Here is a 22,326-nt window from a genome sequence, read left to right as displayed (position 1 = left end):
ACGACGGAGGGCCATCATGACGACCACGGACATCACTAGCCTGCTTCAGGAGGATCGCCGCTTTCCCCCGGACGAGGCGTTCAGCGCGCAGGCACACGTTGGCTCCATGGAGCAGTACCTGGCCCTTGTCGCCGAGGCTGAGGCCGATCCCGAGGCCTACTGGGCGGCGCACGCCCAGCGCGAGCTGCACTGGTTCAAGCCCTGGGACAAAGTCCTCGACTGGCAGGCGCCCTTCGCCAAGTGGTTCGTGGGTGGTACTCTCAACGCTTCCTACAACTGCCTGGACCGTCACCTGACGACCTGGCGCCGCAACAAGGCGGCCCTCATCTGGGAGGGCGAGCCCGGCGATCGCCGCACCCTCACCTACCAGCAGCTGCACCACGAGGTCTGCAAGTTCGCGAGCGTCCTGCTCTCCTTGGGGGTTCGGACGGGTGATCGCGTCGCCATCTACATGCCGATGGTGCCCGAAGCGGCGGTCGCCATGCTCGCCTGCGCCCGCATCGGGGCGACCCACTCGGTCATCTTCGGCGGCTTCTCGAGCGAGGCCATCAAGGACCGCGTCAACGACGCCCAGGCCAAGCTGGTCGTGACGGCCGACGGCTTCTACCGGCGCGGGTCGGTGGTCCCCCTCAAGGCCAACATCGACGCGGCCCTGCCCCATACCCCGAGCGTGAAGCACGTGGTGGTCCTCAAGCGCTCGGGCGACGAGATCCCCATGCTCCCCGGCCGCGACCACTGGTACCACGAGTTGATGGAGTTCGCCTCGTGCGACGTGCCCGCCGTGCCGCTCGACTCGGAGCATCCCCTCTTCATCCTCTACACCTCGGGCACCACCGGTAAGCCCAAGGGCGTCGTCCACACGACGGGCGGCTACCTCCTGGGGACCGCGCTCACCAGCAAGTGGGTCTTCGACCTCAAGGACGACGACATCTTCTGGTGCACCGCCGATGTGGGCTGGGTGACGGGCCACTCCTACGTGGTTTACGGCCCGCTCGCCAACGGCGCGACGGTTTTCATGTACGAGGGCGCCCCCATGACGCCGTCTCCCGATCGCTTCTGGGAGATGATCGATCGCTACGGCATCTCGATCCTCTACACCGCCCCCACCGCCATTCGCGCCTTCATCAAGGCGGGCGAGCAGTGGCCCAGCAAGCACAAGCTCTCCACGCTGCGCCTGTTGGGCTCGGTGGGCGAGCCGATCAATCCCGAAGCCTGGATGTGGTACCGCTCGGTCATCGGCCACGATCGCTGCCCCATCGTGGACACCTGGTGGCAGACCGAGACGGGATCCATCATGATCACCCCCATGCCGGGGGCCACCCCCACCAAGCCCGGCACGGCGACCCTTCCCTTCCCTGGCATCGCCGTGGACGTGGTGGACAAGGAGGGCAACTCGGTCGGCGCCAACCAGGGCGGGTACCTGGTGGTCAAGCGCCCCTGGCCTTCGATGGTCCGGACCATCTGGGGTGACCCCGAGCGCTTCCAGAAGACCTACTGGTCCGAGATCCCTGGCATGTACTTCGCCGGTGACGGCGCGCGCCGGGACAAGGACGGTTACTTCTGGATCATGGGCCGGGTGGACGACGTGATCAACGTCTCGGGCCACCGCCTGGGCACCATGGAGGTCGAGAGCGCGCTGGTCAGCCATCCGACGGTCGCCGAGGCCGCGGTGGTCGGGCGTCCCGACGAGATCAAGGGCACCGGCATCGCCGCCTTCGTCACCCTCCAGAGTGGCCAGAACCCGTCCGATGCGCTCAAGGCGGCCCTGCGCGAGCACGTCGCCAAGGAGATCGGGGCGATCGCGAAGCCGGACGACATTCGCTTCACCGACGCCCTGCCCAAGACCCGTTCGGGCAAGATCATGCGTCGCCTGTTGCGCGACATCGCCGCGGGCCGCGATGCGGCGGGTGACACGACGACCCTCGAGGACTACTCGGTGCTCGCCAAACTGCGCGAAGACCAGGATTAGCCCGAATAGCCCTTCGTCACGAAAGCAGAGCCGCTTCCACCCAGGGTGGAGGCGGCTCTGCTTTCAATTGCGCCCAGTCCTGTCGGCCCTGGGCGCTCGATTCATATCTTCGTTTGCCCCCAGTCCCTCTCTTGGAAGAGTCGACGAAGGGCGCTGCTGGCGTCGTCGCAAACGACCGCAGACGCAGGAGAGCCGGGCGCTTACCATGGCGGTTCGTAAACAGGGAATGAGGGACTGCCATGCCGCTCGATTTCTCGTCTCACCGGCCCAAAGAGCAGCGGCTCGCCCGCTGGAGCGGCCTCATCGACGCGGGGGTCGCTTTTGCCTTGGCCCTCGCCACCGCCCTCTCGGCCTGGTGCGCCTATCAATCCAATCTCTGGAGCGGTGATATGATCAACCACTACAGCGCGGCCGGGCAGACCCGGGCCAAGGCCTCCCTTCTCAGCGTGCAGGCCCAGCAGATCCAGGCCTCGGACGTCGGGGTGTTCGTGCACTACGCGGCGGCCATCAGCGAGGGCAACCACGATCTCGCGACCTTCCTCTACCATCGCTTTCGCCCGGAGATGCGACACGCGGTAGACGCCTGGAATGCCACCAAGCCGCTCGTCAATCCGAATGCGCCCGCTACCCCGTTCGGGATGCCGGCCTATTCCATCGCCCAGAGCAAAGAGTCGGCAAGGCTCAACGCGCTGGCCGACCAGCAGGTCCAAGAGGCGCAGCGGGCGAACCGCATCAGCGATCGCTTCGTGCTCTTGACGGTCTTCTTCGCCATGGTGCTCTTTTTCGCGGGGATTGCCCCCCGCTTCGCCTCGGTTTTCGGGCACCTCGCCTTCAACGCCCTGGCGCTAGGGGTGCTCGTGATCGCGACCATCAGCATGCTCTTGCTGCCGAGAGCCTGATGGCAGCGCCATAGAGACGAGGGGCCGGGTGGCAATTGCCACCCGGCCCCTCGTCTGAGCGAATCAGGGGTTAGACCGCCTGGGCGGTCTTCTTCCAGTCGGCCAGGAACTTCTCGATGCCCACGTCCGTCAGCGGGTGGTGGAACATCTGCTTGAGGACCTTGTAGGGCATGGTGCAGACGTCGGCGCCCAGCTTGGCGGCGTCCGTCACGTGCATGGGGTGACGGATCGAGGCGACGAGGATCTGGGTGTCGAAGTCGTAGTTGGAGAAGACCTCGACGATCTCGGCGATGAGGCTCATGCCGTCCTGACCTTCGTCATCCAGGCGGCCGACGAAGGGCGAGATGTAGGTCGCGCCGGCGCGAGCGGCAAGCAGCGCCTGGTTGGCGGAGAAGACGAGGGTGACGTTGGTCTTGATGCCCTCGGCCTTGAAGACCTTGGCGGCCTTGAGGCCCTCGATGGTCATGGGCAGCTTGACGACCACGTTGGGGTGCCACTTGGCGAACTCGCGGCCCTCGCGGATCATCCCCTCGGCGTCCAGGCTGATGGCCTCGGCGCTGATGGGACCGTCGACGATGGCGCAGATCTCGTTGATGACCTGCTTGAAGTCGCGGCCTTCCTTGGCGATCAGGCTCGGGTTGGTGGTGACCCCGTCGATTTGCCCCCAGCTGGCGGCTTCGCGGATCTCGTCGATGTTCGCGGTATCAAGAAAGAACTTCATGCTTCCTCCGTTAATGGGCATGGCGCGACAATGCGCCCCCTCGGCTTCCATTGTAGCCGAAGGGGCGCGCGAAAGGCGAGCAAGTTAGAAACTAGTAGGTGCCGGCGTAGCCGCCCGAGGTGCGCTGCGTGGTGACCTCGGCCTGAGCGCTGTCGAGGAACCAGCTGGTGCCGGTGAAGGTGATGGTTTCCTTGCCCTTGGGCTGGACGGTGACGGTGCGGCTCTGGGGCTCGCCCGAGGGCTGCTGGTTGTTGATGAAGACAACCTTGACGGTGCCGGTCAGGGCGATGTTCGAGGGGTTCGTCACTTCGACGGTGGCGGCCAGCTTGCCGAGGCCCAGGGTAGGCTTCTTGATGTTGGTCACGGTGGCCGTGAGGAAGGCGTCGGAGACGGGCGCCGGGGTCGGGGCCGGGGTGGCCGCGACGACCACGGGGGCCGTGGGGTCCGTCGTGCGAAGCTGCTTGCTGCTGTTCACGGCTTCGGGATCGATCAGGGTCGCGCCACCGCCGCAGCCGTTGACGGCAAAGGCGAGCGCAGAAGCGACCATCAGCAGCGAGCAAATCCGTGAAATCCGCATGGGAACCTCCTTGGGTGAGCCAAGGGGGTTATCGGGCGGGGGGGCCGGAACTCGGTAAAGAACGTTTTAAGTTTGGGTTCAGCTTGGTTTCTGCTCGGCACGTAAAAGCCGCCCCACCGGCATGCGGTAGGGCGGCGAAGGATGAGTGCCTACTTGAAGCTGAGGCCGACCTTGCTGAAGGCCTCGCGCACCGAGGCGTAGTCGGCGGGCTCGGCCGGGACGAAGCCGTCCACCTGGTAGATTTCCTTGATCCGGGCGCGGCCCTCGGGGGTGGCCGACATATCGAGGAAGGCCTTCTTGATGGAGGCCGTGATCTTGGGGGAGAGGCCCTTGCGCACCGAGATGTTGTCGGCGGGGATGGGCTTGGAGACCGCGATCAGGCGGATCTTCTCGCGCTCCTTGGGGTCCTTGAGCATGACGTTCCAGGCGCTCTGCACGCCCTGGGGGTCATTGGCGTAGGCGGCCCCGGCGTCCACCTTGCCGCGCACCACGGCGAGCACCGCCGCGTCGTGGCCGCCGGCGTAGATGACCCGCTTCAGGTCGCGGTCCGGGTTGAGGCCCGCGTTCATGAGCATGACCCGGGGGTAGATCCCGCCCGAGGTGCTGGTGGGGTCCACGAAGGCCATGGTCTTGCCTTTGAGGTCCTGGATGGTCTTGATGGGCGAGTCCTTGCGGGTGAAGATTGCGGCGTAGTAGAGGGCGCGGCCGTTGAACTGGGACTTGAGGATCACCTGGGCCCCGGCGTTCTTCTCGGCCATGACGTAAGCGCCAGGCGGGAAGAAGGCCACGTCGACCTTGCCCACCTGCATGGCGTTGATGACCCCGGCGTAGTCCGACGACAGGAAGGGCTGGACCCTCATGCCGGTGGCCTTCGTGAGAATATCGACGATGGGCCCGGCGGTCTTGGCCATGTCCTGGGGGTTCTCCCAGGGGGTGAAGCCCACTCGCAGGACCTGAGGGGTGTAGGCATGCGACGGAAGGGCTGCAACCGAGAGGCAAAGGGCGCCGAGTGCGCCGGCTATGAGCTTGTTCATCGTGAATCCTTTTGAGCGAGCGTCCCGAGGTATTCTACCCACCCGGCTGCCAATCCGTCACTTGATCAAGCGCCGAAGGCACCGACCAGGTGCCGGATCTTTGGCGGGTCGGCCTCTTCGAGGGTCACCTCGATGACATCGAAGCGGATCGCCACGTCCCAGAGCGCGCGCTGCGCCAGGAAGATCTGAGCCATGCGAATGATCTTGCGCTGCTTGGCATAGGTCACGGCTTCGGCCCCGAACCCGAAGCGCGCGCCGCGCCGGGTTTTGACCTCGACGAAGACCCACGCGCCACCGTCGCGCGCCACCAGGTCCAGCTCGCCCCATCGGGTGCGGGCGTTGCGTGCTACAATCGCGTAGCCTTCGCGCTCGAGATGACTCGCTGCGAGGGCTTCCCCCATGCGGCCCAGCGCCATGCGGCCGCTTTCGGTTTTTTTGGCCATGTCTGACCCCTCATTGACCAAGTCTGCCCCTTCGGCTCGCGCCTTCGCGACCGCCCTTCGCCCCCTCGCGCTGCCCGGCTTGCTCGTGCTGCTCCTCGTCGCGGCCGTCCTCGGCCTGCGCTGGGGGAGTGTTGATGTTGCAACGATATCGTGGATCGATTTTATCACCCTGCGAGCGAAGGATACGACCGCAGGGGTGATCCTCTACGATGTGCGCCTGCCGCGGGTGCTGCTCGCGATCGCCGCGGGCTTCGGGCTTGCCGCCTCGGGGACGACCTGGCAAGCGCTCTTGCGCAACCCGCTTGCGGACCCTTACCTGATCGGCGTTTCGGCGGGCGGGGCCCTCGGGGCGGGGATCGCCATCGTCTTCGGTTCGCACTTGCCCTTCGGGGCGAACGCCGTGCCCCTCTTCGCCTTCGCGGGCTCGCTTTTGGCGGTGGGCCTGGTCTACGCCCTCGCGGGCCAGGGCGGGGCGGCCTCAATCGAGCGGGTGTTGCTGGTGGGCGTGGCGCTGGGGGCCTTCCTGACGGCGTGCCTGAGCATGTTGACCTTCTGGCATGCGGACTCGATTGCGACCCTCTACTTCTGGATGCTCGGGGGCTTTTCGGGGCGCGGCTGGGAGGAGCTCTTCCAGATGCTGCCCTATCTTGCGGTCGGTTTCGGCATCCTCGTCACCCAGCTGCGCCACCTCAACGTCATGCAGCTGGGGCCCGAGCGGGCGCGTAGCCTCGGGGTGGACGTGGTCCGCTGTCAGCGCCTGCTGCTTGCGGGGGCATCCCTGACCACGGCCGCGGTGGTCTCGGCCTCGGGGATGATCGGCTTCGTGGGCCTCGTGGTGCCGCACCTGGCGCGGCTCTTGGTCGGGCCCGACCTGCGCCGTGCCCTGCCCGTGGCCTGCTTGATGGGGGCGATTCTCCTGGTGCTCTCGGACCTGGTGGCCCGCACGGCCTGGGCCCCGACCGAGGTTCCGGTCGGGGTGCTGACGGCCCTTTTCGGTGCGCCCTTCTTCCTCTACCTGATCCTCAAGGAGCGCCGGGCATGAGCGCGATCGCCGTCAACGACCTCAGCGCGGGCTACGGCCGGCCGGCTTTCTCGGGGGTTTCGTTCAAGGTGGAGCCGGGCGAGTTCGTTGGCCTTCTGGGCCCGAACGGTGCGGGCAAGTCGACCCTGCTCAAGGTCCTCTCGGGGGCGATCGCGCCTATGGCGGGCAACGTGGAACTCGCCGGCCTGGAGCTTGGGCGTTACAAGGCCCAGGCCCTCGGTCGCAAGCTCGCGCACCTGCCCCAGCATCCCCCGGATGATCGGGACTTCACCGTGCGCGAGGTCGTCGCCTTCGGCCGCCACCCGCACCATGGGGCCTGGGGCTGGGGCGACGAGGAGCGCGATCGCGAGGTCGTGCAGGAGGCCATGGCGGCGGTGGCGGTCAGCGACTGGGCCAACCGAAGAATGGGCTCTCTCTCGGGCGGCGAACAGCAGCGGGTGAGGCTCGCGCAGGCGCTCGCCCAGGAGCCCGAGGTCCTCTTGCTCGATGAGCCGACCGCCTGGGCCGACCTGCGCTTCCAGCTCGATCTGCTCAAGCGGGTCTCGGATCTCGCGCGCACGCGCCGGATCGCCGCCGTCGCGGTGCTGCACGACCTGAACCACGCGGCCCAGTTCTGCTCGCGGCTCTTGCTCTTGCACCACGGCCGCCTCGCCCAGGATGGCGCCCCCCACGAGACCCTGACCCCTTCGGCGATCCTCGACGCGTTTGGCGTGCCGGTGCTGGTCCAGCGCCACCCGGAAACAGGCGCCCCCTACGTCCTGCCGCGCCTAACCGAAGCGTAGCCTGTCCCGTATCTTTGAAACGGCTTCCGGGCACATTCCCGTAGGAGCCGATCCGTTGCTTGGCGCCTACGCGCATTTCCCCTATCCTGATGGGAACCACCCGAGGTCTCGTTTCGTCCATGGGTCGTAAAGCGCGCAACCTCCGCGTGAGAAAGGACTTCGCCCAATGCTCAAGGCACGTATCATCACGGCGGTCGCCCTGGCGGCCCTCACCTTCGCAGCCCCTGCCGCTTGGGCCGTGGACACTTCCCGCGCCGAGCTCGAAGAGCTCCAGCGCCGCGTCGACTTGGACCCCAAGAGCCCGGATGCGCACTTCGACCTGGCCATGGGCCTCGCGCGCACCGTCAAGCTCGAGAGCGGTTACGCGTCCCTCAAGAAGGTCATCGAGCTGGACCCGACCTACGCCGACAAGGTCATCGCCAAGTACAAGCCCCTGGTGGACCAGAACAAGCAGAACGTGGAGGCCTTCTTCCGGCTGGCGTTCGGCTACTACTTCAAGGGCTGGAACCTTCAGCAGACGGACCCCAACTCTGTAGAGGGGGCCCAGAGTAAGGCGCTCGCCCGGCAAGCCTTCGAAGCGATCATCACGCACGACCCCAAGTACGTCTGGGGTTACAACTACCTGGGCTACCTGATCGCCGAGGGGGGCGACCTGGACAAGGCCATCGAGCACTGGCGCCAGGCCATCACCGTCGAGGACAACGCCGTCGCCCACTTCCTGATCGGGCAGGCCTACATGCGCCAGGGCAAGATGGCCGAGGGGGTCATGGAGACCGCCACCGCCATGCGCATGCGCGGCCTCAACCCGTAACCTCTTTCTTGAAGCGACGAGGGGCGCCGATGCCGGCGCCCCTCGTCGTGTGATGGGAAGTCGTCTAGCGGCTCCAGGCCGGATAGGCGTGCTTGACCTCTTCGTAGCGGTGCATCCAGTTGGGCAGCGCCGCGCCGTCGAGCTGAGCGCCCAGGCGATCGAGGAAGGCGTGGGTGCCAGGGGCGAAGCCCAGCGCCGTGCCGGTGGTGAGTTTCTGGTGGGTCAGCTTGAGCCGGGTGCCCTGCCCTTCGGGGAAGAGCTCCCAGGTGACGATGGAGGCCTCGCCGTTCGGGACGTGCGGGTGCGGCGGCAGGTTCCACTCGTACGAATAGCGGCGGGGCGGATCCCACTCCAGGATGGGGCCGGTCCAGTGGAACTGGGCCGGGCCCGAGATCATCTCGACCGAACCACCAGGACGGCCATCGATCGTCGCCTTGGTCATGAACCAGGCGCCGAGCTGCTCAGGATCGGTCAGCGCCGCCCAGACCTTCTCGGGGGGATGGGGGTAGGTGCGCTCGAAACGCAGGGTGGCGGTATCGCCGTCGATATCGACCTGGCCGGCGGGGTGCATCGGCTGCGCGGGAGGTTGGGTCACAGTTCGCTCTCCTGTCGAGGGGGGATTGAGGGCATGGCGTCGAGGTGCGCGCCCAGGGCATCCAGGCTCTGCGCCCAGAACACCCGGTAGCGCGAGATCCAGGCGTGGAGCTCGGCGAGGGCCTCCGGACGAAGCGAGTACAGCCGTCGCTGCGCGTCCGCACGGACCTGGATGAGCCCCACCTCGCGCAGCACCCGCAGGTGCCGCGACATGGCCGGCTGGCTCAGGCCCGGGAAAGCATCGACCAGCTCCCCTGCGGCGTGTTCACGCAGCAAGAGCAGGTCCAGGACTTGTCGGCGGGTCGGATCCGCCACGGCCGTAAAGACGTCCACGTCACCTCCATTGCTTGATTGTTATATAACAAAAGGCAAATATAAGATCAAGCCCGCAAAACGCCTCGGGCGCGAGCAGAAATTGCTCGCGCCCGAGGCGTAACTGGGAAGCGTGTGGGTCAGGGCTGGTAGTTGAGGGCCTCTTCGAGGCTCTTGAAGCGCTGGTAGCCTTCACGCCGCTCTTCGAGCTTGACGGTGCCCCGCACGAAGGCCTGGCCCCCCTTGAAGTCGCCTTCGATCGTGCGAGTGGCGAACGTCCCGGGGAGCACCTCGGCGCGCACGAAGCGCAGGCGCCCCTCGTTCACGTTGGCCGGAAGCGCGTTGGGGGTGAAGTCGAAGGCCGTGATGCGGTAACGGGCGTCGATGCGCATGGTGCCTGTACCGTGCTGCTCGTCCTTGAGGGAGCTGGTGAAGCGCACGAGGCGCGTGCCGGGCTCACAGTCCGTGCAGGGGCCCCCGTCGGTGAAGGCGTACGCGTCCATGTGGCGCGGATCGAAGGGCAATTTCGGCAAGGACTTTGCCTGCCGATTGGCCTCGTTGATCTTGCGCTCCTCCTCGCTCATTTCGCTCGCCTTGACCGGCTTGCCGTCGCGCTGCATGAGCAGGATCCGGACCTGCTGCGGGACGCCGTCCTTGCTGACCTGCCAGGACTCGGTGTGGGTGTGCTGGTTCAGGATCGAGGCCTTGAGCTTGTTGTCGGTGATCTGGCGAAAGCCGAGGACGCCCTTGACATCGCGGGCGAAGACCTCGCCTGCGCGGGCGACCAGGGCGTTCACGTCATCCGCCGCCCGGCCGGGGGCGGCGCAGAGCAGCGTGACCATCAGGATGGGAAATGCGATGCGGCGGTTCATGCAGGACCTCCTCAAGCTCAGTGGGCGTGGAAGAGCTGGACGATGCCGTAGACGAAGGCGACGCCCATGAGGAGCAGGACTCCGGTGAGGGCGTGCTTCGCCGCGTGGCTCTCGGGGATGAGGTCCGAGGCCGCCACGTAGAGGAAGCTGCCCGAAGCGATCGCAAGCAGGATGCCGACGCTCTCGGGTTGCAGGCCGCGGGTCACCAGCGAGGTACCGACCGCGCCGACGGGGGTCGCCAGTGCCACAAGGCCCGCGTAGGCGATCGCGCGGCTCTTGCTGTAGCCCGCATGGAGCAGGATCGAGGTGACGGCGATGCCCTGGGGCAGCTCGTGGGCCAAGAGGCCCATGGTGGTGACGAAGCCGAGGGCGGGGCTGACCTCGAAGCCCACGCCGATGATGATCCCGTCGATCAAGGAGTGGAAGGTCATCCCCAGGAAGGCCACCAGGCCCATGGGGTGGTGGTGCCCCACGTGGTGGTGGCTGTGGTAGTGCAACAAGTTTTCGAGGAAGTAGAAGGCGATGAAGCTGCCCAACACCCAGGGGAAGATGTTGCGGGTGGTCATCTCCTGGGCTTCGGGCAAGAGGTCGAAGAAGGCGACGCCGAGCAGGGTGCCCGCCGCGAAGCTGATGACCAGAGGGAGGAACTGACGGAGCCAGCCTTCACCCTTGAGGACGAGGGCGGCGCCGATCATGCTGCCGAGACCGGCGAGCGTGCTGTAGACCAGGGTGTTGGCGAGTGAAGAGGTCATGCCGGTGGATTTCTTTCTGATTAGCTGGTTGTCTTAAGCTTGGAATCGTGGTATCTTAACATCAAATCGGGACGTAGCGCAGCTTGGTAGCGCACCTCGTTCGGGACGAGGGGGTCGCAGGTTCGAATCCTGTCGTCCCGACTACAGAATACGAGGGGGGCGCGTCCCCCCTCTTTCTTTTTTGCCAGGAGGCACCGCTTGAAGCTCGCCTTCGCCCTTGCGTGTCTGCTATTGATCTGGATCGGGACCGCTGATCTCGAGCCCTACCGCCCTCGTCGGACCGGACGCGTCCAGCCCTTGCGCCGGACCCCTGCGCGCCGTCGCCGCGTCGGGCGTCACTGAGCGATCCCACTTCGATCCTTCATCTCGGGAGTACCGTTTCGTCGTGAAATCCGGTAGCATGGGAGCCTTCGTGGCCCCATGTTGGCCGCCTTCATGAACGACCCTTTTCTGCCCCGAGGAGAACCCCCTTGCAGCTTCACGATCTCACCGCGGCTCAGCTCTCGGAGCGCCTCAGGGCGCGCGAAGTCTCGGCCGTCGATGTCGTCAACAGCGCCTTTGCGCGGATCGATGCCGTCGATCAGCAGATCGGCGCCTTCCTCACCGTGACGCGCGACGAGGCCCTCGCCCAGGCCGCGGCCATCGACCAGGCCCGCATGGCTGGCGAGGCCCTGCACCCCCTGGCCGGCGTGCCCATGGGCATCAAGGACAATCTCAACACCAAGGGCGTCGTCACCACCTGCGCCAGCCGCATGCTCGAGCGCTACGTGCCGCCCTACGACGCGACCGTGGTCGCGAAGATGCGCGAAGCGGGCCTCATCTCGCTCGGCAAGCTCAACATGGACGAGTTCGCCATGGGCTCCTCCACCGAGAATTCGGCCTTCAAGAAGACCCGCAACCCGTGGGATCTCGGCACGGTGCCGGGCGGCTCGTCGGGCGGCTCGGCCGCGGCCGTGGCGGCGGGCATGGTGCCTCTTGCGACGGGCAGTGACACCGGCGGCTCCATTCGCCAGCCCGCCGCCTTCTGCGGCATCGTGGGCATGAAGCCTACTTACGGCCTGGTCTCGCGCTACGGCCTGGTGGCCTTCGCGTCGAGCCTCGACCAGGTGGGCCCCATGACCCGCGACGTGCGGGACAACGCCCTGATGCTCGGCGTCCTCGCGGGCCACGACCCCCTGGACTCCACCTCGATCGATCAGCCCGAAGAGATCTACGCCAACTACCTGACGGGCGAGGTCAAGGGGATGCGCATCGGCGTCATCTCCGAGCTGATGGGCGATGGGGCTTCGCCCGAGGTCCGCTCGGCCGTCGAGGCAGCCACCAAGGTCTTCGAGGGCCTCGGGGCGGTGGTCGAGAGCGTCAGCCTGCCGACGAGCAAGCACGGCATTGCCGCCTACTACCTGGTGGCGACCGCCGAGGCCAGCTCGAACCTCGCGCGCTACGACGGGGTCAAGTACACCGTGCGCGAAGAGGCCGAGGACCTCATGCAGCTCTACCTCAGGACCCGCGCCGAGGCCTTCGGGACCGAGGTCAAGCGTCGGATCATGCTGGGGACCTATGCCCTTTCGAGCGGCTACTACGACGCTTACTACAAGAAGGCCCAGCAGGTCCGCACCAAGATCCGCGAGGATTACGACCGGGCCTTTGCTCAGTACGACCTGATCATCGGTCCGACCACCCCTTCGACGGCCTTCAAGCTCGGCGAGAAGACCAGCGATCCGCTCGAGATGTACCTGAGCGACATTGCCACCGTGCTTGCGAACCTCGCGGGCATTCCCGCCCTCTCGATCCCGTGCGGCTTCGACGGCAAGGGGCTGCCCATCGGCTTGCAGCTCCAGGGTCCCGCCCTCTCCGAAGGGATGCTCTACCGGGCGGCCTACGCCTTCGAGCAGGCCACCTCGTTCCACACCCGGCGCCCCGAGCTCTTGGCGGCCAAGTAGGAGAAGCTCCCAATGTCCAAGTACGAAGCGGTCATCGGCCTCGAGGTCCACGTCGAGCTCTCCACCGAAACCAAGATCTTCTGCGGTTGCCCGGCCAAGTTCGGTGGCGAGCCCAACTCGCACGTTTGCCCTGTCTGTCTCGGCCTGCCCGGCGCCCTGCCGGTGCTCAACCGGAAGGTGCTGGAGTACGCGATCCGCGCCGGCGTCGCCCTCAACGGCCACATCGCCGAGACCTCCAAGTTTGATCGCAAGAATTACTTCTATCCCGACCTGCCCAAGGGCTACCAGATCTCCCAGTACGACAAGCCCATCGTGGAGAAAGGCTGGCTCGAGATCGAGACCTCGGAGGGCGTCAAGCGCATCGGCATCACCCGCCTCCACATGGAGGAGGACGCCGGCAAGCTGGTCCACCAGGGGGCGGCGAACCTCTCGGGCTCGACCTACTCGCTGGTCGATCTCAACCGCGCGGGCGTGCCCCTGTGCGAGATCGTGTCGGATCCCGACATGCGCACCCCCGAAGAGGCGCGCCTTTACATGCAGGAGCTGCGCAACATCCTCGTGACCATCGGGATCACCGACGGCAAGATGGAGGAAGGCTCCCTGCGCTGCGACGTGAACGTGTCGCTGCGCCCGGTCGGCACCGAGGCTTTCGGCACCCGCACCGAGCTCAAGAACATGAACTCGTTCCGGGCGGTCCAGAAGGCGCTGGAGTACGAGATCGAGCGTCAGGCCAAGGTCCTCGACGAGGGCGGCCGCGTCGTGCAGGAGACCCGCACCTGGAGCGAGGAGCGGGGCGTGACCCTCTCCATGCGTTCCAAGGAAGAGGCCCACGATTACCGCTACTTCCCCGATCCGGACCTCTCGGATCTCGTGATTCCCCGCGAGGTGGTCGAGCGGGTGCGGGCTAAGCTGCCCGAGCTGCCCGCCGCGCGTCGGACGCGTTACCAGGAGGTCGTGGGGCTTCCTGCCTACGACGCGGGGGTGCTCACGGACAACCTGGACCTTGCGCGCTACTTCGATGAGGCCATCGAGGGCAGTCCCAACCCCAAGGCCATCGCCAACTGGCTGATGGGCGACGTGGCGGCCTACCTCAACGCCAACAAGCTCGCGCTTGCGGAGCTGCCCGTGAAGCCCGCCCAGCTGCGCAAGCTGGTGGAGCTGATCGACGCCGACGTGATCAGCGGCAAGATCGCGAAGTCCCTGGTCGGCGAGATGCTCAAGTCGGGCAAGGATCCCGAGGCGCTCGTTCAGGAGATGGGCCTGACCCAGATCTCGGACGACAGCGCCATCGTCGAGGCCATCCGCGCCGTCCTCGCGGCCCATCCGTCGCAGGTGGCGGAGTATCAGGCGGGTAAGGTCAAGGTCATCGGCTACCTGGTCGGACAGGTCATGCGCCAGACCCAGGGCCGCGCCAAGCCGGATGCGGTCAACCGCCTGATGGCCGAGGAGCTCGCGAGCTTCAAGGCCTAGCATCACTTTTCAAACAAGCCCCTCCGACTACGGGGGGGCTTTCTTTCGCCCCATTTCGCCCTGTTCGGAGCTTCTTTCATGAAATATCTCTACCTGCTCTTGGTCTTCATCCCGATCAGCGTCGTTGCCGAGCTGCTGCACTGGGATCCGACCGTCGTCTTCATCACCAGCTGCCTTGCCATCGTGCCGCTCGCGAAGCTGATGGGCTACGCGACCGAAGAAATCGCCATGAAGGCGGGTCAGGGCATCGGGGGCCTCTTGAATGCGACCTTTGGTAACGCGGTCGAGCTGATCATCGCTTTCATCGCCCTCCAGAAGGGGCTGATCCAGGTGGTCCAGGCCTCCATCACGGGCTCGATCCTGGGCAACCTCCTGCTGGTCCTCGGCCTCTCGGTCTTCCTGGGCGGCCTCAAACACAAGGAACAGCGCTTCAACCGCACGGTGGCAGGCGCCAACGCGGCCATGCTGACCCTCGCGGTGGCCTCGCTCCTCATCCCGGCCGCCTTCGTCTACACCTCGCCGGTGACGCTCGCGACCCCGGGGGTCCAGAACCTATCGCACTGGGTGGCGATTCTTCTCTTGGTCGTCTACGCCCTGAGCCTGGTCTTCTCGCTAAAGACCCACTCGCACCTCTACGACGGCAGTAGCCACGGCGAGGGCGTCGAGGAGCCGACCCTCTCCCAGCCCAAGGCGATCGCCCTCTTGCTGGTGGCCACCGCCCTGGTCGCCATGGAGAGCGAGTTCCTGGTCGGCTCCATCGAGGCCGTGACCCACAAGTGGGGCCTCTCGGAGCTTTTCATCGGCGTCATCTTGATCCCGCTCATCGGGAACGCCGCCGAGCACCTGACGGCGGTGACCGTCGCCATGAAGAACAAGATGGACCTGTCGCTCGGGATCGCCGTGGGGTCGAGCCTGCAGATCGCGCTCTTGATCGCGCCGATCCTGGTGCTCGCGGGCTGGGCCATCGGTCAGCCCCTGACCCTGCACTTCAACACCTTTGAGCTGGTCGCCATCGGTATTGCGGTCGCGATCGCGAACATGATCGCTCAGGACGGCGAGTCCAACTGGTTCGAGGGGGTGCAACTGCTCGCTGCTTACGGCATCCTGGGGCTCGCCTTCTTCTTCCATCCCTAGACCATTGAGGGCGCTAGGCCCGACTGCCCCCGTGGTATACTGACACCGGCGGAAGCTGCCTGCCGGTCCTTGCGAGCCCGGGGTCTGCGCCCCCTCGAAGAGGCACGAAACCTTGAACTGTACGCATTGTGAGGCGTCTGTCAGGCCCGACGCCAAGTTCTGTACCCAGTGCGGGAAGAAGCTCGGCATTCCCTGCGGCGCCTGCCAGGCCCTCTGCCGGCTCGACAGCAAGTTCTGCACCCAATGCGGCGTCCAGCTGAGCGGCGCAGCACGGCCCCAGGCCACTGCCAATGCGGGCGATCGCCGCGTGGTGACGGTGCTCTTCACCGACGTGTCGGGCTTCACCGCCATGAGCGAGAAGCTCGACCCGCAGCAAGTCACCGAGATCGTCAACCAGTTCTTCGAGGTGCTCACCGAGCCCATCTACCGCTTCGGCGGGGTGGTCGACAAGTACATCGGCGATGCGATCATGGCCCTCTTCGGCGCCCCCATCGCTCACGAGGACGACCCGGAGCGGGCGGTACATGCCGCCTACGAGATGCAGGAGGCCGCCAAGGCCTTTGCCGCCAAGCTCGAAGAGCGCACCGGCATCACCCTGCGCGTCCGGATCGGGATTCACACGGGCCTGGTGGTCGCCGGCGCGGTCGGCGGCGAGCAGAAGCGCGACTACACGGTCATGGGCGAGACGGTCAACCTCGCGCAGAACATGGAGGCCGCGGCCCGTCCCGGCAAGGCGCTGGTCAGCCACGAGACCTATCGTTTGGCGTCGAGCGCTTTCGAATTCCAGGCCATGCCCTCCGTGACCGTCAAGGGCCGCAGCGCCCCGGTCGAGGCCTACGAGGTGGTCGCCCCTCGTCACAAGGCCGAGAGCGGCCGCGAGCGCGGCGCCTTCGTCGGCCGTCGGCACGAGATCGAGCAGCTGGCTCAGGCCTGGCATGACGCGAGCGAAGGCAAGGCCCAGCTCGTGGTGGTCAACGGCGAGGCGGGGATGGGCAAGTCACGCCTGGTCTCCCAGTTCGTGCAGCAGCGCTGCACGCCCGCTCCGACCACCATCCGGGCGCGCTGCCAGTCTTACACCAGCACCGCGTCGTTCGGCCTGGTCACCAACCTGATCCACTACTGGCTGGATGCGCCGCCGACCACCTCGACCGCCGAGCTTCGCCGACGCCTGGGTGAATGGTGCATGCGCATCGCTCCGGACGAGGGCGATCGCCTCGCCGATCGTCTGGGGGCCTTCCTGGGGCTGGAGCCCACCGACGCCGAGCTCGCCTCCCTGTCGCAGGAGCAGCGCCGTAACGCGGCCCTGGCGGCCCTCAACGGCGTCCTGCTGCGCCTCGCCGATGCGGGGCCCCTCTTGCTCTCGCTCGAGGATTTGCAGTGGGCGGACGAGGCGTCGCTCGAATGGTTCAAGGCCTTCTTGCAGGCCTTGGGTCAGCAGGCGGGTTCCGCCAAGGTCATGATCCTGTGCCAGCAGCGCACCGAGGCGAGCCGAATCCCCTTGGATGCCTGGAAGCATGGGCTGCTCGACATCCAGCTCAGCCCCTTCGGCGATGACGAGAGCCTCGCGATCGCAGCCGCCATCCTGCACACCTCTGCCGAGGCCATTGGCGGCGAGGCGCCACTCGCCCCCCTGGTCCGCCAGGTCCTTGAGCGCGCGGCGGGCAACCCCTTCTACCTGCACGAGCTCATCACGTCCCTGATCGACGGCAAGGCGATCGCCCAGGGCGCCGACGGCACCTGGACCCTGATGATGGCCGAGGCCGATATTCGCCTGCCGAGCACCATTCACGGAGCGGTCGCGTCTCGCCTCGATCGCCTGGGTCGCTCCCACAAGGGCCTCTTGCAGGTCGGCGCCCTCCTGGGGCGGACCTTCTCGCTGGGGATCATCGAGCAGGTAGGCAAGCGGGTCACCGACAACCTGCACTCGCTGCAGGACCTGTGCCGCATGGGCTTCTTGTACCAGAACTCGCAGGGTGACTTCGCCTTCACCCAGCCCCTGATTCAGGAAGTGGCCTACCACAGCCTCTTGCTCAGCAGCCGCAAGGAGCTGCACGGCCGTACCGGCCGCGCCCTCGAAGCCCTCTTCGCAGGTCAGCTGGAGGAGAACGCCCACCTCTTGGCGCACCACTTCCTGCTCGCGGACCAGCACGCGCCGGGCCTGAAGTACCTGTTCCTCTCGGCCAAGCGCTCGTTCGCCTTCTTCGACCTTTCGCGCGCGCGCGCCGACCTGGAGCGTGCCGTCCAGGTCATGCAGCAGGTGGAGGAGCTGGAGACTCCGGCCAAGTGGGAGGTCCACTGGCTGTTGGGTCAGGTCCTGACCTCGCTGAGCCAGTACGACCAGGCCTTTATCTCGCTTGGCGAGGCGCTCTCGCTCGCGCCGACCCCGAGCGCACGGGCGAACGTCCTGCGCACCCAGGGGGATGCCCTGGAGCGCAAGGGAGAGTACCAGGCGGCCCTCGACAGCTTCACGCAGGGGCACGACGTCCTGCCCGTCGCGGCGAAGCTGGAACGCGCCCCCTTGCTCTCGAAGATGGGCTACGCCAAGTACCGCCTGGGTCAGATCGAGGAGTGCATCCAGCTCTGCATGGAGGCCCTCGACCTGCTGGAGGGCACCGGCCTGGATCGCGAGCTCGGTCAGGCCCATTCGTATCTGGGCATCTGCTACAACCGCCGGGGCGACTCGGTGCGCGCCATCATGCACACCCGTCTTTCGCTGGAGTTCCGGGAGGCCTGCAAGGACATCACCGGCCAGGCGACCTGCTACAACAGCCTTGCCAACATCCATTCCAACCTGGGCGAGTGGCAGGAGGCCGACGACTTCTACCGGCGGGCGCTGCTGGCCTACGAGCGGATAGGCGACCTCTACTACATCAGCTTGGTCCACAACAACCACGGCACCCTGCTGCTCAACCGAGGGGATCTGGACGGGGCCGAAGAGCACCTGCGCAAGGGACTGGCCCTCAAGCAGAAGATTGGCGAGCGCATGGGTGAGGGCATCGTGCTCTTCAACCTGGGTGACATCGCCTCGCGCCGGGGCGACGGCCAGAGCGCGGTGAACGCGATGCAGGCGGCACTTGCGATCTTCCAGGAGCTCGGCTCCAAGGAGGTCTATCCCGAGGTCTTCATGACCATTGGGCGCGCCTGGGCGGATCTCGGGGTGGCCGCGGAGGCCTGGAGCTTCGTGAACGAGGCGCGGAAGTTCGCGGTCGAGCTCGGCGATGACGCGACCCTTGCGGTCCTGCCGCGGATCGAGAGCCAGATCCACCTGGTCGAGGGGGATCTCGATCAGGCGCGCCTCAAGGCGGAGGAGGCGATTGCACGCATGGCACCGCTCGATTCGCCGCTCGATCTTGCGCGCGCCCATGCGCAGTTGTCGCGGGTGCTCGCAGCCGGGGGGGATGTGGCCGGATCGCAGAAGAGCGCCGAAGAGGCCCGGGCCATGTTCGTGCAACTCGGAGCCGCCTTCGAACTCTCCCAACTGGCCCAGATGGCGCCCGCCTCCTCTTAATCTAAGATCGGGAGGTTTAACGCAGCCTTCGTTCGGGAAACAAAAAAGCAAGCATCCCTCTCGATAAGGAGTCGAAAATGAAGGCTTTCCGCCCCGCACTGCTCGCCTGCAGCGCCCTCGCGCTGCTCTCGGCCGGCTGCGACATGCAGCAGTTCTTGGCCAACAACAACAAGGGGAACCCCCAGCAGAAGGGCGAGCCCGACAAGCCCGTCACGGGGCTGACCCTGCAAGAAAAGCAGGCCCTGTCGACGGCCCAGGCCGCGACCCTGCAGCAGGCGGCCGGCTTCGGCACGGTGATCAGCGGGCCGGTCTCGGCGCTTCAGCAGGCTGCCGGTCTCCAGCAGTCCGCGGGTCTTGCTTACAAGGCGATGGCCTTCTCGCGCATGATCCAGGCTGACGATCGTCCCTACACCGAGACGACCGATGAGAATGGGATCCACTACCTCGGGCACTTCGAAGCCCTCGGCGGCAAGCTGGTGGCCTCGGGCAGCGCCAATATCGCGACCGAGTCCATCACGATTCCCGGCAGCAGCGACAAGGCGGATGTGGTGAATACCCTCGAGCTGGACCTCGAGATCGCGACGGCCTCGACGCCTCTCCAGGATCTGAAGGGTACCAAGTTCCGCGGGACCCTCACGGCGAACCTGTCGAACCCCCTCGCGCTCGCCATCGAGAGCCAGGAGTTCCTCTTCACGGCGCCCGGCAAGTCCGAGGAGCCCCTCAAGTTCAACTACTTCATCGGCATCGGCAACAACGGCAAGGCCATCCCTCAGGGCTGGGCCGTCGAGAAGGCCTTCACCACGAACAACGGCTCGTTCAAGTTGAACCTCAACACCAAGAGCGGCACGGGTTGGGTTGCTAAGAAGAACGCCGACAACACCTTCGAGCGCATCCTCAACTGCAAGAAGAACGGCGACAAGTGGGACGTGGAGCTGATGGACGGCTACGTGGCCACCGGCAGCTTCAGCATTCCACAGTAACCGATCACGGGCATCGGCTCCCTTCCGTACAGGAAGGGAGCCTTTTATCGGAGAGACCATGGCCACCACCCTGGATGACCGCCTCAAGACCTGGCAGGAACTCGCGCGCCTCTCGGGGGCGATCCTGGACCTCGACGATCACGAGGCGCGCCGCCGCTGTATCTATGACGCCGCCATCCGCATGTTCGGGATGGATCGCGCCACGCTGGTGCCCATCGGCCGCGCGATGGCAGAGCTCTCGGCTCCCGGCCGCAATCAGCTTCCCTTCTTCGAATACCTGGCCCTCCAGCGCAAGCCGGTGCTGGTCCAGGACGCCAACAGCGATCACGGCTTTACCATGCCGGCCGAGATCGCAGACTGGCGCTTTCCGACGCTGCTCTTCATTCCCTTGATCGCGCGTGAGACGGCCCTCGGGGTGCTCGCCCTCGCCAGCAACGCCATCAAGGAGTTCTCCCCCGAGGAGGAGGCCCTCATCGGGGCCTTCGTGCCCCAGGTGGTCGCGGCCATGGACTCGGAGACCCTCCAGCGCCTGGCCGCGCGTCACGAGGCCTTCCAGGCCTTCCTAGGCGAGCTGGACGGGATCATGCTGCGGCCGGAGCTGCCCGAGATTCTGAGTGCGACGGTTCGCCTGGTCCAGAAGGCCCTCGAGGTCGAGAAGGTCCTGGTCTTCTCGCGCCCCAAGGCGCGCCGTCAGCAGCCGCTGGACGTGACGGTGGCCGAAGGGTGCCCCTACGCGAATGGCGGCTGCTTGTCGGGCCATGCCTGCGGCAAGCTCGCCAATTCCCACGCGGGGCTCAAGAGCGTCGAGATCCGCAACGCCGAGGCCATCGCGGCCGAGGTGGGCCCGGATCACGCCCTGTGCCAGGAGCGTCAGGTGGCGATCGCGCCCATCCACACCCATCGTCAGCACTACGGGGTGCTTCAGGTCTTCAATAAGCTGGACGGCACCGACTTCACCCAGGACGAGCTGGACCTCATCGAGAACGTGGGGCGCAAGCTGGGCCTCGCCTTCGACAACCACGCCCTCATGGAGCAGGTCAACGAAGGCAGCCTAGAGACCATCAAGGGGCTCGCACGGGCCCTGGACAGCAAGGACAAGTACACGGCCAACCACTCGGAGAACGTGGCCCAGTACGGCTACCTCACCGCGGTGGCCATGGGCCTGGACCCCGAGCACTGCCAGCGCATCAAGCTGGGCGGCATCCTGCACGACATCGGGAAGATCGGCATCCCGGACGAGATCCTCAACAAGCCCTCGCGCCTGACGGACGAGGAGTTCATGATCATCAAGCAGCATCCGGGCAAGGGCTACCGGATCCTCGAGCCCTTCAAGCAGATGCGCGACGTGGCGGATGCGGCGTGCTCGCACCACGAGCGTTACGATGGCGCCGGCTATCCGCGCCGCCTCAAGGCTGAGGCGATTCCCATCGGCGGGCGGATTTTGGCCTTGGCCGACGCCTTCGACACGCTGACCAGCGATCGCAAGTACCGCCCCCGGGTGCCTATCATGGACGCGCTGGTCGAGATGCGCCGCTGCGCGGGCTCGCACTTCGATCCGCAGGTGGTGGTGGGCTTCTTCCTGGCCATGGCGGAGCTCGGGCCGCTGGACCTGAACAAGAACGAGCTGCCGCCCCGCGAACTGCTCCTGGAGATGGCGGATCTGTCGCTGCCGCTGGAGCGGTTCCTGCCGCCCAAGGAAGCTTAAGAAGGCCTATTATCCCCCCGCCTCACTCTGGAGCGGGGGGATAAAAATGGGGGGAGTCAAAACGAAACCGCCCCGCGATTCGCGGGGCGGTTTCGTTAGAGCGGAGGGCATGGGATTCGAACCCACAGCCCCTTGCGGGGTAACTGCTTTCGAGGCAGCCTCCTCACCATTCGGTTACCCTCCAGGCTCGGTTTTCGTCGGGCGACTTGCGCCGCCGACAAGATTTACTCTATCAAAAGCTCGCTTTAATCGTCAAGCCTTGCGCCCCTACTTTTCTTCACCTTTCACGCTTGCTCTCGAAGAAGGCCCTGAGCTGCGATTGGCATTCCGCTTCCAGGATCCCGCCGATGACCTCGACCCGATGCGGATACTCGGGCCGCTCGATGAGGCTGAGGACCGAGCCTGCGCCGCCGAGCTTGGGATCGTACGCCCCGAAGACCACCCGGTCGAGCCGCGCCTGCACGATGGCCGGCGCGCACATGGGGCAGGGTTCGAGCGTCACGTAAAGGGTGCAGCCGGTCAGGCGCCACCGCCCCAGGGCCTCGCCCCCGAGCCGCAAGGCCATCAGCTCGGCGTGGCCCGTCGGGTCCTGCTGGGTCTCGCGCGTGTTCCACCCTGTCGCGACGATTTGGCCCTCGTGCACCAGGACGGCCCCCACGGGGACCTCACCGAGCGATCGCGCATGCTCGGCGGCCTCGATGGCTTGTTGCATCCAGGGGCGGTGGCGCAAGGGGGCTCCTTCGCTAGAGTTTAGCTGAAACAAAACCGTCAGGGATCCGTC

Annotated in this window: 21 protein-coding genes and 2 tRNA genes; 13 read left to right on the top strand and 10 right to left on the bottom strand. The window is 66.2% G+C overall.

Going from position 1 to position 22,326, the window contains the following annotated elements:
• The first annotated feature begins 16 nt into the window (after positions 1 to 16).
• Positions 17 to 1,969 (top strand): acetate--CoA ligase, encoded by a 1,953-nt coding sequence (acs, locus tag J7643_05015; GenBank protein ID MBO9539938.1) that lies wholly within the window; start codon positions 17 to 19, stop codon positions 1,967 to 1,969.
• 239 nt (positions 1,970 to 2,208) lie between these two features.
• Positions 2,209 to 2,868, top strand: a complete 660-nt coding sequence (locus J7643_05010) for a hypothetical protein (protein ID MBO9539937.1) — start codon at positions 2,209 to 2,211, stop codon at positions 2,866 to 2,868.
• A 70-nt stretch (positions 2,869 to 2,938) separates the two neighbouring features.
• On the opposite strand, the gene fsa is transcribed toward J7643_05010, so the two are convergent.
• The 4 genes from fsa to J7643_04990 all read right to left on the bottom strand — a co-directional run bounded on the left by fsa (position 2,939) and on the right by J7643_04990 (position 5,643).
• Positions 2,939 to 3,589, bottom strand: coding sequence for a fructose-6-phosphate aldolase (fsa, locus tag J7643_05005; protein MBO9539936.1), 651 nt, complete (start codon positions 3,587 to 3,589; stop codon positions 2,939 to 2,941).
• A gap of 91 nt (positions 3,590 to 3,680) precedes the next feature.
• Entirely contained in the window at positions 3,681 to 4,166 is a 486-nt protein-coding gene (locus tag J7643_05000; protein ID MBO9539935.1) for a hypothetical protein, read from the bottom strand.
• 149 nt (positions 4,167 to 4,315) lie between these two features.
• Positions 4,316 to 5,200: a phosphate/phosphite/phosphonate ABC transporter substrate-binding protein gene (locus tag J7643_04995; GenBank protein MBO9539934.1), complete on the bottom strand. Its 885-nt coding sequence runs from the start codon at positions 5,198 to 5,200 to the stop codon at positions 4,316 to 4,318.
• A gap of 65 nt (positions 5,201 to 5,265) precedes the next feature.
• Positions 5,266 to 5,643, bottom strand: coding sequence for a YraN family protein (locus J7643_04990; protein ID MBO9539933.1), 378 nt, complete (start codon positions 5,641 to 5,643; stop codon positions 5,266 to 5,268).
• Positions 5,644 to 5,656: 13 nt separating this feature from the next.
• Here J7643_04990 and J7643_04985 point away from each other — a divergent pair, with 13 nt between their 5' ends.
• From J7643_04985 to J7643_04975, 3 genes are all read left to right on the top strand, one after another.
• Entirely contained in the window at positions 5,657 to 6,685 is a 1,029-nt protein-coding gene (locus tag J7643_04985; GenBank protein MBO9539932.1) for an iron ABC transporter permease, read from the top strand.
• Positions 6,682 to 7,467 (top strand): ABC transporter ATP-binding protein, encoded by a 786-nt coding sequence (locus J7643_04980; GenBank protein MBO9539931.1) that lies wholly within the window; start codon positions 6,682 to 6,684, stop codon positions 7,465 to 7,467. Before J7643_04985 ends, J7643_04980 begins: the two co-directional genes overlap by 4 nt.
• A 166-nt stretch (positions 7,468 to 7,633) precedes the next feature.
• On the top strand, positions 7,634 to 8,278 hold the full coding sequence (locus tag J7643_04975; protein MBO9539930.1) for a tetratricopeptide repeat protein: 645 nt from the start codon (positions 7,634 to 7,636) through the stop codon (positions 8,276 to 8,278).
• A gap of 64 nt (positions 8,279 to 8,342) precedes the next feature.
• Here J7643_04975 and J7643_04970 read toward each other — a convergent pair whose 3' ends face one another.
• The 4 genes from J7643_04970 to J7643_04955 form a co-directional block, all read right to left on the bottom strand.
• The gene (locus J7643_04970; GenBank protein MBO9539929.1) at positions 8,343 to 8,849 is read right to left on the bottom strand and encodes an SRPBCC family protein; all 507 of its coding nucleotides are present in this window, start codon (positions 8,847 to 8,849) and stop codon (positions 8,343 to 8,345) included.
• 20 nt (positions 8,850 to 8,869) lie between these two features.
• A complete protein-coding gene (locus J7643_04965; protein ID MBO9539928.1) occupies positions 8,870 to 9,205 on the bottom strand; it encodes a winged helix-turn-helix transcriptional regulator in 336 nt (111 codons plus the stop codon).
• Between the two features lie 119 nt (positions 9,206 to 9,324).
• Entirely contained in the window at positions 9,325 to 10,056 is a 732-nt protein-coding gene (locus J7643_04960; GenBank protein ID MBO9539927.1) for a hypothetical protein, read from the bottom strand.
• Between the two features lie 17 nt (positions 10,057 to 10,073).
• Complete coding sequence (locus J7643_04955) at positions 10,074 to 10,808, bottom strand: ZIP family metal transporter (protein ID MBO9539926.1); 735 nt, start codon at positions 10,806 to 10,808, stop codon at positions 10,074 to 10,076.
• 67 nt (positions 10,809 to 10,875) lie between these two features.
• On the opposite strand from J7643_04955, the gene J7643_04950 reads away from it, so the two are divergent.
• The 8 genes from J7643_04950 to J7643_04915 all read left to right on the top strand — a co-directional run bounded on the left by J7643_04950 (position 10,876) and on the right by J7643_04915 (position 21,545).
• Positions 10,876 to 10,949 (top strand) — tRNA-Pro (locus J7643_04950).
• A gap of 57 nt (positions 10,950 to 11,006) precedes the next feature.
• Positions 11,007 to 11,150, top strand: a complete 144-nt coding sequence (locus tag J7643_04945; protein MBO9539925.1) for a hypothetical protein — start codon at positions 11,007 to 11,009, stop codon at positions 11,148 to 11,150.
• Between the two features lie 128 nt (positions 11,151 to 11,278).
• Complete coding sequence (gene gatA, locus J7643_04940) at positions 11,279 to 12,748, top strand: Asp-tRNA(Asn)/Glu-tRNA(Gln) amidotransferase subunit GatA (protein MBO9539924.1); 1,470 nt, start codon at positions 11,279 to 11,281, stop codon at positions 12,746 to 12,748.
• Positions 12,749 to 12,760: 12 nt separating this feature from the next.
• Complete coding sequence (gene gatB / locus J7643_04935) at positions 12,761 to 14,218, top strand: Asp-tRNA(Asn)/Glu-tRNA(Gln) amidotransferase subunit GatB (GenBank protein ID MBO9539923.1); 1,458 nt, start codon at positions 12,761 to 12,763, stop codon at positions 14,216 to 14,218.
• A 78-nt stretch (positions 14,219 to 14,296) separates the two neighbouring features.
• A complete protein-coding gene (cax, locus tag J7643_04930) occupies positions 14,297 to 15,352 on the top strand; it encodes a calcium/proton exchanger (GenBank protein MBO9539922.1) in 1,056 nt (351 codons plus the stop codon).
• A gap of 112 nt (positions 15,353 to 15,464) precedes the next feature.
• Entirely contained in the window at positions 15,465 to 18,860 is a 3,396-nt protein-coding gene (locus J7643_04925; GenBank protein ID MBO9539921.1) for a tetratricopeptide repeat protein, read from the top strand.
• Between the two features lie 77 nt (positions 18,861 to 18,937).
• Positions 18,938 to 19,840: a hypothetical protein gene (locus J7643_04920; protein MBO9539920.1), complete on the top strand. Its 903-nt coding sequence runs from the start codon at positions 18,938 to 18,940 to the stop codon at positions 19,838 to 19,840.
• 58 nt (positions 19,841 to 19,898) lie between these two features.
• Positions 19,899 to 21,545, top strand: a complete 1,647-nt coding sequence (locus J7643_04915; protein MBO9539919.1) for an HD domain-containing protein — start codon at positions 19,899 to 19,901, stop codon at positions 21,543 to 21,545.
• A 101-nt stretch (positions 21,546 to 21,646) separates the two neighbouring features.
• Here J7643_04915 and J7643_04910 read toward each other — a convergent pair.
• Together J7643_04910 and tadA are read right to left on the bottom strand one after the other, a co-directional pair.
• Positions 21,647 to 21,728, bottom strand: a tRNA-Ser gene (locus J7643_04910).
• Positions 21,729 to 21,822: 94 nt separating this feature from the next.
• On the bottom strand, positions 21,823 to 22,257 hold the full coding sequence (gene tadA / locus J7643_04905; GenBank protein ID MBO9539918.1) for a tRNA adenosine(34) deaminase TadA: 435 nt from the start codon (positions 22,255 to 22,257) through the stop codon (positions 21,823 to 21,825).
• Positions 22,258 to 22,326: the final 69 nt, after the last annotated feature.

The organism is bacterium (assembly GCA_017744355.1).
Classification (GTDB): domain Bacteria; phylum Cyanobacteriota; class Sericytochromatia; order S15B-MN24; family UBA4093; genus JAGIBK01.
The sequence above is the reverse complement of the archived record's forward strand: the minus strand, read 5'-3'. Positions and strand labels throughout refer to the sequence as shown.